Source organism: Sulfuriferula nivalis, from assembly GCF_009937995.1.
Lineage (GTDB): Bacteria > Pseudomonadota > Gammaproteobacteria > Burkholderiales > Sulfuriferulaceae > Sulfuriferula > Sulfuriferula nivalis.
In genome coordinates this window covers 570,829-584,245 of the sequence record NZ_AP021881.1, presented here as the reverse complement: position 1 = coordinate 584,245, position 13,417 = coordinate 570,829, and the positions used below count along the sequence as shown (strand labels likewise).

General features: G+C 44.3%; 16 protein-coding genes. 2 read left to right on the top strand and 14 right to left on the bottom strand.

The window, feature by feature from the left end; all coding sequences use genetic code 11:
- Nucleotides 1–2: 2 nt before the first annotated feature.
- Both uvrA and SFSGTM_RS03130 read left to right on the top strand, forming a co-directional pair.
- Nucleotides 3–2,810 (top strand): excinuclease ABC subunit UvrA, encoded by a 2,808-nt coding sequence (gene uvrA / locus SFSGTM_RS03135; RefSeq protein WP_162083889.1) that lies wholly within the window; start codon nt 3–5, stop codon nt 2,808–2,810.
- An 8-nt stretch (nt 2,811–2,818) separates the two neighbouring features.
- Complete coding sequence (locus tag SFSGTM_RS03130) at nt 2,819–6,166, top strand: DEAD/DEAH box helicase (RefSeq protein ID WP_162083888.1); 3,348 nt, start codon at nt 2,819–2,821, stop codon at nt 6,164–6,166.
- A 170-nt stretch (nt 6,167–6,336) separates the two neighbouring features.
- On the opposite strand, the gene rplQ is transcribed toward SFSGTM_RS03130, so the two are convergent.
- From rplQ to rpsH, 14 genes are read right to left on the bottom strand one after another with little or no spacing between them, the layout of a single operon-like run.
- A complete protein-coding gene (gene rplQ / locus SFSGTM_RS03125; protein WP_162083887.1) occupies nt 6,337–6,729 on the bottom strand; it encodes a 50S ribosomal protein L17 in 393 nt (130 codons plus the stop codon).
- 21 nt (nt 6,730–6,750) lie between these two features.
- Nucleotides 6,751–7,734, bottom strand: a complete 984-nt coding sequence (locus SFSGTM_RS03120) for a DNA-directed RNA polymerase subunit alpha (protein ID WP_162083886.1) — start codon at nt 7,732–7,734, stop codon at nt 6,751–6,753.
- A 29-nt stretch (nt 7,735–7,763) separates the two neighbouring features.
- Entirely contained in the window at nt 7,764–8,393 is a 630-nt protein-coding gene (rpsD, locus tag SFSGTM_RS03115) for a 30S ribosomal protein S4 (RefSeq protein ID WP_162083885.1), read from the bottom strand.
- 14 nt (nt 8,394–8,407) lie between these two features.
- Nucleotides 8,408–8,797: a 30S ribosomal protein S11 gene (gene rpsK / locus SFSGTM_RS03110; RefSeq protein WP_162083884.1), complete on the bottom strand. Its 390-nt coding sequence runs from the start codon at nt 8,795–8,797 to the stop codon at nt 8,408–8,410.
- A gap of 12 nt (nt 8,798–8,809) precedes the next feature.
- Nucleotides 8,810–9,172: a 30S ribosomal protein S13 gene (gene rpsM, locus SFSGTM_RS03105; protein WP_162083883.1), complete on the bottom strand. Its 363-nt coding sequence runs from the start codon at nt 9,170–9,172 to the stop codon at nt 8,810–8,812.
- 57 nt (nt 9,173–9,229) lie between these two features.
- Nucleotides 9,230–9,343: a 50S ribosomal protein L36 gene (gene rpmJ, locus SFSGTM_RS03100; RefSeq protein ID WP_087447758.1), complete on the bottom strand. Its 114-nt coding sequence runs from the start codon at nt 9,341–9,343 to the stop codon at nt 9,230–9,232.
- A gap of 39 nt (nt 9,344–9,382) precedes the next feature.
- Nucleotides 9,383–9,601 (bottom strand): translation initiation factor IF-1, encoded by a 219-nt coding sequence (gene infA / locus SFSGTM_RS03095; RefSeq protein ID WP_162083882.1) that lies wholly within the window; start codon nt 9,599–9,601, stop codon nt 9,383–9,385.
- 18 nt (nt 9,602–9,619) lie between these two features.
- Nucleotides 9,620–10,945, bottom strand: a complete 1,326-nt coding sequence (gene secY, locus SFSGTM_RS03090) for a preprotein translocase subunit SecY (RefSeq protein ID WP_162083881.1) — start codon at nt 10,943–10,945, stop codon at nt 9,620–9,622.
- Nucleotides 10,946–10,948: 3 nt separating this feature from the next.
- Nucleotides 10,949–11,383: a 50S ribosomal protein L15 gene (rplO, locus tag SFSGTM_RS03085; RefSeq protein ID WP_162083880.1), complete on the bottom strand. Its 435-nt coding sequence runs from the start codon at nt 11,381–11,383 to the stop codon at nt 10,949–10,951.
- 1 nt (nt 11,384) lies between these two features.
- Complete coding sequence (rpmD, locus tag SFSGTM_RS03080) at nt 11,385–11,573, bottom strand: 50S ribosomal protein L30 (RefSeq protein WP_162083879.1); 189 nt, start codon at nt 11,571–11,573, stop codon at nt 11,385–11,387.
- 3 nt (nt 11,574–11,576) lie between these two features.
- Complete coding sequence (gene rpsE, locus SFSGTM_RS03075) at nt 11,577–12,086, bottom strand: 30S ribosomal protein S5 (RefSeq protein ID WP_162083878.1); 510 nt, start codon at nt 12,084–12,086, stop codon at nt 11,577–11,579.
- Nucleotides 12,087–12,099: 13 nt separating this feature from the next.
- Nucleotides 12,100–12,453, bottom strand: a complete 354-nt coding sequence (gene rplR, locus SFSGTM_RS03070) for a 50S ribosomal protein L18 (RefSeq protein ID WP_162083877.1) — start codon at nt 12,451–12,453, stop codon at nt 12,100–12,102.
- A 9-nt stretch (nt 12,454–12,462) separates the two neighbouring features.
- Entirely contained in the window at nt 12,463–12,996 is a 534-nt protein-coding gene (rplF, locus tag SFSGTM_RS03065; RefSeq protein WP_162083876.1) for a 50S ribosomal protein L6, read from the bottom strand.
- A 12-nt stretch (nt 12,997–13,008) separates the two neighbouring features.
- Entirely contained in the window at nt 13,009–13,404 is a 396-nt protein-coding gene (gene rpsH, locus SFSGTM_RS03060) for a 30S ribosomal protein S8 (RefSeq protein WP_162083875.1), read from the bottom strand.
- Nucleotides 13,405–13,417: the final 13 nt, after the last annotated feature.

Sequence of the window (13,417 nt, the reverse complement as noted above, 5' to 3'; positions counted from 1 at the left end):
GCATGGATAATATCCGCATACGCGGTGCACGGACGCATAATTTAAAGAACATACAGCTGGATTTACCACGCAATAAACTGGTGGTGATTACCGGCTTATCTGGCTCAGGCAAATCTTCCCTGGCTTTTGATACGCTCTACGCCGAAGGCCAACGCCGTTATGTCGAATCGCTATCGGCGTATGCGCGGCAATTTTTGCAGTTAATGGAAAAACCCGACGTGGATTCCATCGAAGGCTTATCGCCTGCGATTTCCATAGAGCAAAAAGCCACCAGCCATAATCCACGCTCGACCGTCGGTACAGTGACAGAAATTCATGATTATCTGCGCTTGCTATTCGCTCGCGTAGGTGAGCCACATTGTCCTGAACACCATATCCCACTCACCGCGCAAACCGTATCGCAAATGGTCGACCATGTTCTGGCCTTGCCCGAAGATACCAAACTGATGATATTGGCACCAATTATCAATGACCGCAAAGGTGAGCATGTCGATTTACTCGATGAGTTGCGCGCACAAGGTTTTGTTCGTGTACGGATTGATGGCAACGTTTATGAAATGGACGAACTGCCCAAACTCGATAAAAATAAAAAACATACGCTGGCGGTGGTCGTTGATAGATTGAAAGTCCGTGCCGATGTGAAACAGCGACTGGCCGAATCATTTGAAACTGCGTTACGTCATGCTGATGGCCGCGCGCTGGCGGTGAATATGGAAACCAATGCTGAAACATTATTCTCAGCACGCTATGCCTGCCCAGTCTGCGATTACGCACTGACCGAACTTGAGCCTCGCTTATTTTCATTTAACAATCCTGCCGGTGCATGCCCCAAATGCGATGGCCTGGGCGTCATCCAGTTTTTTGATGCCAAGCGCGTAGTAGCCTTTCCACATTTATCTCTAGCCGCAGGTGCAATCAAAGGCTGGGATAAACGCAATCCATTTTATTTTCAATTGCTGCAAAGCCTAGCACTGCATTATGGCTTTGATTTGGAAACGCCATTTGAACAACTGCCGGACACTGTCAAAACCATTATTCTTTCTGGTAGTGGTAAAGAACAAATAGCTTTTACTTATCCAGGCGAACGTCGGCCTAAACTGCATGCGTTTGAAGGCATTTTAAATACCTTAGCACGACGTTATAAAGAAACCGATTCACAATCCATACGCGAAGAGCTTTCCAAGTATTTGAATAACCAGCCCTGCCCAAGTTGCGGCGGCACCCGACTCCGACGTGAAGCACGCTATGTTTATGTGGCAAACAAAACGCTGTATGAGTTATCAGCACTGCCGTTGAAGCAGGCACTTACTTTTTTCACGAATCTGCAATTAGCTGGCAATAAGCAAGCCATCGCTGAACGCATCATTCAGGAAATTGCCGCACGTTTGCAGTTCTTGAATAATGTAGGGCTAGAGTATTTATCGCTAGACCGATCTGCAGAAACACTCTCTGGTGGTGAAGCACAGCGCATACGTCTGGCTTCGCAAATAGGCTCAGGTCTGACCGGCGTGATGTATGTGCTTGATGAACCCTCTATCGGCTTGCATCAGCGTGATAACGACCGTTTATTGGCGACATTACGACGGCTACGCGATTTAGGTAATAGCGTCATCGTGGTCGAGCATGACGAAGATGCCATACGCATGGCAGATTTTGTGGTGGATATGGGCCCTGGCGCAGGTGTACATGGCGGACATGTGGTGGCCAGCGGAACACCAGAACAAATTATGCAGCACCCTGACTCTCTCACTGCAGCCTATTTATCAGGACGTCGCAGCATTGCCATTCCAGCACAACGTCGTGCAGTTGATCCGACACGTCAGTTAGTACTCACTGGCGCTACGGGTAATAACCTGAAAAATGTGACGCTGACATTGCCAGCGGGTTTGCTGGTATGCGTCACTGGTGTATCAGGCTCAGGCAAATCAACGTTAATCAACGATACCCTCTATGCCGCGATGGCGCGACATTTGTACGGCTCGTCTGCTGAACCTGCACCTTACACGCAAATCGACGGGCTGGCTTTATTTGATAAAGTGATTAACGTGGATCAGAGCCCTATCGGTCGCACGCCACGCTCTAACCCCGCAACTTACACAGGATTATTTACCCCTATCCGTGAACTGTTCGCAGGCGTGCCTGCTGCACGTGAACGTGGTTATGGTCCTGGCCGCTTCTCATTCAATGTCAAAGGTGGGCGTTGCGAGGCATGCCAAGGCGACGGTGTAATTAAAGTCGAGATGCATTTCTTACCCGACGTCTATGTGCCTTGCGACGTGTGCCACGGCAAGCGTTATAACCGTGAAACACTGGAGATTAATTACAAGGGGAAAACCATCGCCGAAGTACTGGCGATGACAGTCGAAGATGCATATGCATTCTTCAACGCAGTTCCGGTTGTCGCACGCAAGCTCAGCACACTGCTGGATGTTGGCCTGGGTTATATACAACTCGGTCAGGCAGCGACAACACTATCAGGTGGCGAAGCCCAACGCGTAAAGCTATCACTAGAGCTTTCCAAACGCGACACAGGCCGCACCTTATACATATTAGATGAACCCACCACAGGCTTGCATTTCGCCGATATAGCTTTACTGCTCAAGGTGATACATAAACTGGCCGACCAGGGCAATACCGTAGTTGTCATCGAACACAATTTAGACGTGATTAAAACCGCCGATTGGGTACTCGATATTGGCCCTGAGGGTGGTGATGGTGGCGGCTATATAGTCGCCAGCGGCACACCCGAACATATCGCTCAACATCCGGATAGCCACACTGGTCGCTATCTTAAACCTCTACTTGCTTAAGCCTACCCATGCACATTCGATATACCCTTGCCGACATTAAAAAAACCTTCCCGACCATCTTTTATGATCGTGGACTCAGCATTTATGAACAACATAAAGTTCAGCACGTTGGTTATGATGACAACAACAACCTTTTATTAGGTGAAGTTCAGGGAAGTCGCGCACTCCCTTACCATCAACGTATCAGCCTGCAAATGCGCAATGGCAAACTTATTATCGATGGTGCATGTGATTGCCCAATAGGACGTAATTGCAAACACGTCATCGCGGCTCTCATACACACGCTACATACACCACCAGCAAATGAACAAGACTTGCAACCCATCACGCTTAAGTCCATCATACCAGCGCAAAAATCGACATATACTGCGCAGAATTGGTTAGCTCAAATTGATGAAGCCCTTGCAGAAGTAGATGCCCCTGAATATCCACCTCACGAAGCATATCGACTGATTTACGTTCTCGCTCCTGCAATGTATGGATCAGGATTAACTGTGCGGCTGATGCGCTCCAGACTTAAAAAGGATGGTGGATTCGGCAAGGCAATGCGCTACACTCAGTTTTTTGAGGTTGCTTTAGGACGCGGTGGCAGCGTGGCTAGCGAGTTAGACAGGAAGTTATGCGCCCGCATATTTCAATCCAACCCATTGTCGCCATCAGATCCGAAGATTACCGGTGCGCATAGCGGCGAATTACTCCACGACATCATAAGCAGCAGCCGCGCTTGCTGGCAAGACAGTGAATCACCCACATTATCTCTTGGCGAAACGCGTGAATGTGAGCTTAACTGGATCGCGGACGAAGAAGGCAATCAGCAACTCAGTGTGCCACTAGATGCTAATGAAATCGTACTGCCGATCACACCACCTTGGTGGCTAAACACCCACACCATGCAATGTGGGAAACTGGCAACAGGCATCCCCGACCACTTAGCCAGCATACTGGTAAACTCTCCCGCAATTCCAAGCGAGGCATTAACTGAAGTTACGCATACATTAAAGCAGCGCCTACCAAACATTACGTTACCTGAACCGCAGTCACTAACGACTGCGCATTTGGATCAAGTCCCACCTAACCCCATACTGATCCTACAGGAAATCGCAGTAAACCTGAATGATCACTGGAAACGACGTGACGATACCAGCGTGCACTTACTCGCATGTGCACAAATCGCTTTTGAATATCATGGAATTCGAGTCAATGACTATTCAACTAACGCGTCAATTAGCCGTCGCAAAGATAACACACGCTACACTACCGTCCGTGATTTGCAGCAAGAGCGTGAATTTTCCAAGCTCATCATGACGCACACTGATTTAACCCAAGTTGATTTACTCTTCCCTGCTCTGGCATTAACAAAGGAACAAGCGACAACTCTCAGCCTGGCGCAGCCATCCGATTGGCTAGATTTCATGATAGAAGACGTACCCAGATTGCGAGAGCTTGGATGGTCCGTTGAAATGACTGATGAGTTTCCATACAGCGTTGCTGAAGTGGGCGATGAATTCAGCGCAGACATAGAAGAAAGCTCTGGCAACGATTGGTTTAGTCTGGATCTGGGTATAGATGTCGATGGTGAACGTATCAGTTTATTACCTATCCTAGCGCAAACTTTCCAACAATATAGCCCAGATCAAATTCGTGAACTCACCAATCCTAACTGTGACCCTAAACGAAAACTGGTTTGCATGTTGCCAGATAAACGCATGTTGGCGTTGCCATTGCAAAGGTTACAAGGAATATTGTCAGTACTCGTGGAATTGTTTGATGGCAAACACAGCCTCACGGTCGATGGGAAATTGGAATTAAGTGCGCTCCATGCCACACGTTTAGCCGAACTGGAAGCCAATGCACGACCAAGATGGTTAGGAGGTGAAAGATTACTGGCGTTAGGTCAAAAACTAAAAGACTTTACTGGCATTGTTCCTGTGCCTATCCCGGCTGGATTAAATGCAACATTGCGCGGATATCAACAAGAGGGGCTGAACTGGCTACAGTTTCTCAGGGAATATAACCTGGGTGGCATCCTAGCTGATGACATGGGGTTAGGTAAAACGCTACAAACGCTGGCACACGTGCTGGTTGAAAAACAAGCAGGGCGCGCCGATCGCCCAAGTCTGGTCATTGCGCCAACGAGTTTAATGTTTAACTGGCAAGCGGAAGCAGCAAAGTTCACACCAGATCTGAAAGTACTGCTTTTACATGGGCAAGAGCGTAAGCAACATTTTGAATCTGTAGCTCAATATGACATAGTGTTGACTACCTATCCTTTATTGGCGCGCGATAAGGAATTTCTAACCGCACAACCTTTTCACCTGCTAATACTTGATGAAGCACATGCTATCAAAAATCCTAAGGCACTTTCTACTCAGATAGTTCATCAAATTCAGGCGCGTCATAGATTGGCTTTAACGGGTACCCCGATGGAAAATCATCTGGGTGAACTATGGTCTTTGTTCCATTTTCTGCTACCAGGATTACTGGGTAGCGCTGATACGTTCAAACGCCAATTTCGTAACCCTATAGAGAAGCATGAAGATAAACAACGTAGTGTTGCACTCGCACAACGCGTCAAGCCATTCATGTTACGACGCACCAAACAACAGGTTGTTACCGAATTACCGCCTAAAACTGACATCATTCGCAGCTGTGAACTGATAGGCGCACAACGTGACTTATACGAGTCTGTACGTGCTGTGATGCAAGATAAAATACGCAGAGAAATTGACAGTAAGGGATTTAAAAAGAGTCAGATTGTTATTCTTGATGCATTATTAAAATTGCGCCAAGTCTGCTGCGATCCGAGATTACTTAAGTTACCCACAGCACATCGCGTGCAGCAATCGGCAAAACTTGAAATGCTAACTTCATTGTTACCAGACATGATAGAAGAAGGGCGTCGCGTGCTGCTATTCTCACAGTTCACATCAATGTTAGATTTAATCGAGCCTGAACTCAATAGTTTAAAAATCCCATTTGTACGCCTAACTGGAGACACCCAAGACAGAGCCACACCAGTTCAGCAATTTCAGAATGGCGATGTGCCATTATTTCTCATTAGTTTGAAAGCCGGTGGAGTCGGTCTTAATTTAACTACAGCAGATACCGTTATTCATTACGACCCGTGGTGGAATCCTGCCGTTGAAGATCAAGCGACAGGCCGCGCACATCGAATTGGTCAATTAAACCCAGTATTCGCATACAAGCTGACTACAATTGGAACCGTTGAAGAAAAGATAATTAAAATGCAGGATAGAAAACGTGCGTTAGCACAAGGAATACTTGGGGATGAAGGTGTCGGAGTCAGTGCATTCAGTCCAGACGAATTAATTAGCTTGTTCGAACCACTAAATTAAAATATTAATAAAGTCATTCTTGCTAAAGCAAGAATGACTTAAAATCGCAGATGATTTATATTACTCGATTCTATAAAACAATATTAAATTTCTAGCTGCTTAATACTCACTAAAAATTACAGACATAAAAAAAGCCGATGAAATCGGCTTTTTTTACAAGTATGGATGCCTTAAGCAGCAACATCTTCTACTAATTCAGCGTCTGCAGGACGATCTACCATTTCGATTAATGCCATAGGTGCATTATCACCATTACGGAAACCGAATTTTAAGATACGTAAGTATCCACCGTTACGTGTAGCAAAACGAGGACCCAATTCATCAAATAACTTAACAACCATTTCACGATCACGTAAACGATTGAAAGCTAAACGACGATTAGCAAGACTAGGTTTTTTACCTAAAGTAATGAATGGCTCTGCAAAACGACGCAGTTCCTTTGCTTTAGGCAAAGTTGTTTTAATAACTTCATGACGCAATAAAGCATTGGTCAAGTTACGTAACAAAGCAGCGCGATGACTACTAGTACGATTTAATTTACGATTGGCGAGACGGTGACGCATCGTTATATTCCTTATCCTTAATTAAGGCTTCTCAAGCCCAACTGGTGGCCAGTTTTCGAGTTTCATACCCAAGCTGAGACCCTTGGAAGCCAAAACATCTTTAATTTCATTTAAAGATTTACGGCCTAAATTTGGTGTTTTCAACAATTCATTTTCACTACGCTGAATTAAATCACCGATATAAAAAATGTTTTCAGCTTTTAAGCAATTTGCCGAACGCACAGTCAGTTCCAAATCATCAACTGGACGTAACAAGGTTGGATCAACCTGTGGAACTTTTGGAGCTTCAGCAGCAACAGGAGTTCCCTTCAAGTCAGCAAACAATGCTAATTGCTCAACCATAATACGCGCAGCATAACGAACTGCTTCTTCTGGATCAATAGTGCCATTGGTTTCAACATCTAAAATCAACTTATCCAGATCAGTACGCTGTTCTACACGGGCGCTTTCAACAGCATAAGCCACGCGACGAACTGGGCTGAATGATGAATCAACTTTAATTGAACCCAAAGTTTGAGTATCTTCAGCCTGACGACGTGCAGAAACTGGTTGGTAACCACGCCCTTGCTGAACTTTGATCTCCATTTCAATCTTGCCACCTTTGGTAAGGTGCGCAATAATGTGATCCGGGTTCACTATTTCAACATCGTGTGGCACTTCAATATCAGCAGCAGTCACTAAACCTTGCTCAGACTTACTCAATTTAAGCGTAACTTCGCTTCTATCGTTAAGCTTAAGCGCGATACCTTTAAGATTCAAAAGAATGTCAACAACGTCCTCTTGCACGCCTTCAATGGTTGAATACTCGTGCAACACACCACTGATACTTACTTCAGTTGGTGCTGCACCAGGCATAGATGACAACAAAATACGTCTTAATGAATTGCCTAGTGTATGACCATAACCACGTTCAAACGGCTCCATAATTACACGAGCACGTGTTGGTGTTACAGCTTCTACATCTATAATTCGTGGCTTTAATAAATCAGCAGTGCTACTTTGCATGAATGGTTTCCCTCTTAAATGCTTCGGGATTATTTAGAATACAATTCAACAATAAGTTGCTCATTGATAGTTGCAGGCAATTCAGCACGTTGTGGACGCGCTTTGTATGTACCTTTCATATCTTTGGCATTAACTTCTATCCACTCAGGGAAACCACGTTGTTCAGCAGCCGCTAAAGCTGCTTTAATACGCAATTGTTGCTTAGATTTCTCAGCTACTTCAATCACATCACCAGGCTGTACAGCATAGGATGGAATATTTACGCGTTTGCCATTAACTAAAATACTGTTATGACGAACTACTTGACGTGATTCAGCACGTGAACCGCCAAAGCCCATACGATAAGTAACAGTATCAAGACGACCTTCAAGTAATTGCAACAGTGTTTCACCTGTTACACCACGTTGACGATCAGCTTCTTTGTACAAATCACGGAATTGGCGCTCTAAAACGCCGTATGTACGACGCAATTTTTGCTTTTCACGCAACTGCACACCATAATCAGACAAGCGATTATTTTTCTTTTGACCGTGCTGACCTGGTGGGAAAGGACGACGCTCAATAGCACACTTATCAGTGAAGCATTTTTCAGCCTTCAAGAACAGTTTCTCGCCTTCGCGACGACACTGGCGGCATTTTGGATCTAAATTTCTGGCCACTTTACAACTCCTGCTTAGATACGACGTTTCTTAGGCGGACGGCAACCATTATGCGGCACTGGCGTCACGTCAGAGATACTGGTAATTTTAAAACCAGCGTTATTTAATGCACGAACCGCAGATTCACGGCCAGGTCCAGGACCCTTAATACGCACTTCAAGATTCTTAACACCACATTCTTGAGCTAGTTTGCCTGCATTTTCAGCTGCAATCTGTGCTGCAAATGGTGTACTTTTACGTGAACCTTTGAAACCAGCACCACCAGAAGTAGCCCAAGACAACGCATTGCCTTGACGATCTGTGATGGTAACGATGGTATTGTTAAAAGAAGCATGAATGTGTGCTACACCTTCAGCAACATTCTTTTTAACCTTTTTACGTACTCTTATATTAGCTTTAGCCATATCATTTATCCTTTATTTCGATGCACGAACAGCTTTTTTAGGGCCTTTACGTGTACGAGCATTTGTACGGGTGCGTTGACCACGCAATGGCAAGCCACGACGATGACGCAAACCACGATAACAACCCATATCCATCAAGCGCTTGATGTTCATCGTTACTTCACGACGCAAGTCACCTTCTACAGTGTGCTTAGCAACACCTTCACGGAGTTTTTCCATGTCAGCATCAGTAAGATCTTTAATCTTAGTCGTTGTACCAACACCCGCATTCACACAAATCATGTGTGCAGTGGTGCGACCTATACCGTAAATTGAAGTTAATGCAATTTCAGCATGTTGGTGGTTCGGGATGTTTACCCCAGCAATACGGGCCATCTGCTTACTCCAGAATCAAAACGTTAAATTTTAACATACAATGCGCTGTCAAGACAATCATCCTTGACGTTGCTTGTGACGCGGATCCTCACAGATCACACGAACAACACCTTTACGGCGAACAATCTTACATTTACGGCAAATTTTCTTTACCGATGCCTGTACTCTCATGACAACTCCTTAACAAAACTGCTTAAACGGTTAGAAACCTTACTTAGCTCGAAATGTAATTCGAGCTTTAGATAAATCATAAGGCGTAAGTTCAACCGTTACTTTATCACCTGGTAAAATACGAATATAATGCATGCGCATTTTTCCAGAAATATGACCTAATACTACGTGCCCATTCTCAAGCTTAACCTTGAAAGTCGCATTAGGCAGCGTCTCCAAAATTTCACCCTGCATCTGGATGGTATCTTCTTTAGACATCCTTAAGCCACCATACAATTAACGTGAAACAAAACCATTACCTTTAAAATTTGCCTTTTTGAGCAAACCTTCATATTGTTGCGACATGACATAGGCTTGAACTTGCGCCATGAAATCCATAGTTACAACCACAATAATTAACAATGAAGTACCGCCAAAGTAAAAAGGCACATTAAACTTCACTATCAAGAATTCAGGTAGTAAACAAACCAAGGTAATGTAAATTGCACCTATCAACGTTAGCCTTGTCATTATCTTATCTATGTACTTTGATGTTTGCTCACCAGGACGTATACCTGGAACAAATGCACCACTTTTCTTCAAATTATCTGCAGTCTCTTTTGGATTGAACACCAACGCAGTGTAGAAAAAACAAAAGAACACAATAGCAGTTGCATAAAGAATCACGTATATTGGCTGACCAGGTGAAAGTGCAGAACCCACATCCTTCAACCAACTCATACTTTCATGACTACCAAACCACCCTGCCAATGTGGCAGGAAACAAAATAATACTAGAAGCAAAGATAGGTGGGATTACACCAGCCATATTCAACTTCAAAGGCAAATGTGAACTTTGACCACCATAAACCTTATTACCAACTTGTCGCTTGGCATAATTAACAAGTACTTTACGCTGACCGCGCTCAACAAATACAACCAAAGCCGTTACTAAAATAACTGCGACAAACAACATCAACACCAAAGGAATTGAAAATGCACCAGTACTAGTCAACTCTAGAGTACCACCGATTGCGTGCGGCAAACCTGCAACTATACCTGCAAAGATGATCATCGATATACCATTACCAATACCGCGTTCAGTTATCTGCTCACCCAGCCACATTAGAAACATCGTGCCAGCAACTAAAGTCATTACAGCGGTAATTCGAAACAAGAAGCCAGGATCTATAACTAAACCAGCCTGTGACTCCAATGCAACTGCAATACCTAACCCTTGAAACAGCGCCAAAGCTACAGTGCCATAACGAGTATATTGTGTAATTTTACGACGACCCGAATCGCCCTCTTTCTTCAAAGCTTCTAGCTGCGGTGAAACTACAGTCAGCAATTGCATAATGATAGATGCGGAAATATAAGGCATTATTCCCAAAGCAAAAACAGTAAATCGTGACAAAGCACCACCTGAGAACATGTTAAACATGCCTAAGATTCCACCCTGTTGCGCTTTAAATAAATGCTCTAGTGCCACCGGGTCTATACCTGGAACAGGTATATGAGCACCAATACGATATACCACCAAAGCACCTATTAAAAACCATAGACGTTGCTTTAGATCACCGAATTTGTTGGCAGCACCAACTTTAGCTTTAGTAGCAGTCAAGATTTAGTCCTGAAAACTTCCACCTGCCGCTTCGATAGCAGCACGAGCAGCTTTAGTAGCAGTTAAACCTTGAAGCGTTACTGCACGAGAAATAGTACCGGTCATAACAATTTTGGCAGTTTTCGCTCTAGCTGAAATCAAACCAGCTTGCTTCAAAACCAGAATATCAATCTGATCAATAGGCAACTTATCAATTACGCTCAACAAAACTTCAGCAGTATCACCAGCTGTCAATGAAACGAAACCACGTTTAGGTAGACGGCGTTGAATAGGCATTTGACCGCCTTCAAAACCAACCTTATGGAATCCACCAGTACGTGATTTTTGGCCCTTATGACCACGACCAGCCGTTTTCCCTAGACCACTACCAATACCGCGACCAACACGACGACAAGGTTTGTTACTACCAGCAGCTGGCTTTAAATTATTTAATTCCATATCAACCCTCGCATTTAACGAGATAATAAACTTTATTGATCATGCCGCGATTTGAAGGAGTATCCAACACTTCTACGGTATGATTTAAGCGACGCAGACCCAAGCCTTTAACACAAGCACGGTGATCTTGCTTCGTACCAATAACGCTTTTAACCAACGTCACTTTAATTTTTTTTGCAGTAGCAGTCATCGCTTACTCCGTAATTTCAGCAACAGATTTACCACGCTTAGCAGCAATTTCTGAAGGAGAGTTTATTTGCATTAGACCGTTAATCGTTGCACGAACAACGTTGTAAGGATTAGTAGATCCTATGCACTTAGCAAGAATGTTATGAACACCCATCACTTCGAAAACAGCACGCATCGGACCACCAGCAATGATACCAGTACCTTCAGACGCTGGCTGCATATAAACTACAGCAGCACCATGTTTACCAATAACTGCGTGGTGCAAGGTTCCGTTCTTTAAATTAACTTTAGTCAATTTACGACGAGCTTCATCCATAGCCTTTTGTACAGCAACTGGCACTTCACGGGACTTGCCCTTGCCCATACCAATACCGCCATCACCATCACCAACAACAGTCAATGCAGCGAAACCTAAAATACGTCCACCTTTAACCACTTTAGTAACGCGATTAACGGCGACCATCTTCTCGCGCAAACCATCACTACTCTCTTGGTTAGTTTCTATCTTTGCCATATGTACACCCCAATTAGAAGTTCAGACCGTTTTCACGCGCGGCATCAGCCAACGCTTTAACGCGACCATGATAACGGAAACCAGAACGGTCGAAAGCAACTTCAACAATACCAGCCTGTTTAGCTTTTTCTGCAATGCGCTTACCTACCAAAGTCGCAGCAGCAACGTTACCACCGCTAGCCAATTCTTTACGAACATCGACTTCAACACTAGATGCACTTGCTAAAACTTTACCACCCGTTGCATCGATAATTTGCGCATAAATATTGCAATTTGAACGATAAACAACCAAACGTGTGGCTTTTTGATCTGCAATGCGGGCACGGGTTTTGCGTGCTCTGCGCAGACGCGCTGTATTCTTATCCATGATTTAACCTTACTTTTTCTTGGTTTCTTTAATCACAACCACTTCATCGGAATAACGCACACCTTTACCTTTATAAGGCTCAGGTTTACGATATGCGCGAACGTCAGCAGCAACTTGACCAACCTTTTGACGATCCATACCTTTAATAAGTATTTCCGTTTGGCTTGGCGTTTCAACCTTGATGCCTTCAGGCATTTTATGTGCAATAGGATGCGAATAACCCAAGGTTAAGTTAAGCACATCGCCCGCAGCTTGCGCACGATAACCAACACCAACCAATTGTAATTTACGCTCAAATCCTTTAGTAACACCCTGAACCATGTTTGCTAACAAAGCACGCATAGTACCGGACATTGCATTTGCACGAATCGAATCATCAGCGGGCGCAAATGTTAAAGTGTCACCCTCACGAGCAATTACCACATTTGCGTTTGCTGCTTGCTCTAAAGTACCTAAAGGCCCTTTAATTGCGACAACATTCGCGTTAATTGTTACTTCTACACCAGCAGGCACTGCTACTGGATTTTTAGCTACACGAGACATTGCATTTCCTCATCAAGCTACGATGCAAAGAACTTCGCCACCCACGCCATTTGCGCGAGCTTTGCGGTCAGTCATTAACCCACCTGAGGTGGAGATAATAGCAATACCGAGTCCATTCATCACTTTTGGAAGTTCCTGACTGCTTTTATATATGCGCAGTCCGGGACGGCTTACCCGTTCAATTTTTTCAATAACGGGACGACCTGCATAATATTTTAAACCTATATGCAATTCGGGTTTGCCAGAATTATCATCGACTGAAAAATCATCGACATAACCTTCGTCTTTTAAAACTTTAGCAATAGCCAATTTGACTTTAGAGCTAGGCATTTTAACGGTAGATTTCTCTACACTTTGTGCATTGCGTATACGCGTTAGCATATCTGCAATTGGATCACTCATACTCATTCGATACTCTCCC

What these genes read in the sequence shown, in the direction of transcription:
- uvrA (WP_162083889.1), top strand. Translation starts at nt 3, where the DNA reads ATGGATAATATCCGCATACGCGGTGCACGGACGCATAATTTAAAGAAC.
- SFSGTM_RS03130 (WP_162083888.1), top strand. Translation starts at nt 2,819, where the DNA reads ATGCACATTCGATATACCCTTGCCGACATTAAAAAAACCTTCCCGACC.
- rplQ (WP_162083887.1), bottom strand. Translation starts at nt 6,729, where the DNA reads ATGCGTCACCGTCTCGCCAATCGTAAATTAAATCGTACTAGTAGTCAT.
- SFSGTM_RS03120 (WP_162083886.1), bottom strand. Translation starts at nt 7,734, where the DNA reads ATGCAAAGTAGCACTGCTGATTTATTAAAGCCACGAATTATAGATGTA.
- rpsK (WP_162083884.1), bottom strand. Translation starts at nt 8,797, where the DNA reads ATGGCTAAAGCTAATATAAGAGTACGTAAAAAGGTTAAAAAGAATGTT.
- rpsM (WP_162083883.1), bottom strand. Translation starts at nt 9,172, where the DNA reads ATGGCCCGTATTGCTGGGGTAAACATCCCGAACCACCAACATGCTGAA.
- rpmJ (WP_087447758.1), bottom strand. Translation starts at nt 9,343, where the DNA reads ATGAGAGTACAGGCATCGGTAAAGAAAATTTGCCGTAAATGTAAGATT.
- infA (WP_162083882.1), bottom strand. Translation starts at nt 9,601, where the DNA reads ATGTCTAAAGAAGATACCATCCAGATGCAGGGTGAAATTTTGGAGACG.
- rplO (WP_162083880.1), bottom strand. Translation starts at nt 11,383, where the DNA reads ATGGAATTAAATAATTTAAAGCCAGCTGCTGGTAGTAACAAACCTTGT.
- rpmD (WP_162083879.1), bottom strand. Translation starts at nt 11,573, where the DNA reads ATGACTGCTACTGCAAAAAAAATTAAAGTGACGTTGGTTAAAAGCGTT.
- rpsE (WP_162083878.1), bottom strand. Translation starts at nt 12,086, where the DNA reads ATGGCAAAGATAGAAACTAACCAAGAGAGTAGTGATGGTTTGCGCGAG.
- rplR (WP_162083877.1), bottom strand. Translation starts at nt 12,453, where the DNA reads ATGGATAAGAATACAGCGCGTCTGCGCAGAGCACGCAAAACCCGTGCC.
- rplF (WP_162083876.1), bottom strand. Translation starts at nt 12,996, where the DNA reads ATGTCTCGTGTAGCTAAAAATCCAGTAGCAGTGCCTGCTGGTGTAGAA.
- rpsH (WP_162083875.1), bottom strand. Translation starts at nt 13,404, where the DNA reads ATGAGTATGAGTGATCCAATTGCAGATATGCTAACGCGTATACGCAAT.